We start from the raw sequence: 334 nt of genomic DNA on the forward strand, positions 1-334 counted from the left end.
GGCTTTGCCCCAAACGACAGCCAAGTTTGATCTCACGTTGCATGTGGCACCATTGGAAGAAGGAATGAGCGTCACGTTTTCCTACAATACAGATTTGTGGGAAGAGGAGACCATCGCTCGGATGGCCGGACATTTGCACCAATTGATGCACCACCTGATCGATCAGCCGGAGACATCCATTTCGCAGGCGACGTTGCTTACCGAAGCAGAAAGGCAGGAACAACTGGGGTGGAATGGGTCAAGAGAGGCATTATCCTTTGTCTCTGTGGTGGAGCAAGTTGACCGTGTAGCGGCAGCGACTCCTGATGCCCTAGCCATCGTTGCAGGAGAAGAA

At 52.7% G+C, this 334-nt stretch carries 1 protein-coding gene; it reads left to right on the forward strand.

The window, feature by feature from the left end:
* Positions 1–4: 4 nt before the first annotated feature.
* On the forward strand, positions 5–334 hold a 330-nt coding region (locus AC5WOF_RS19415), incomplete at its 3' end, for a condensation domain-containing protein (RefSeq protein ID WP_496051591.1).

Source organism: Shimazuella sp. NTD250 (assembly GCF_059510375.1).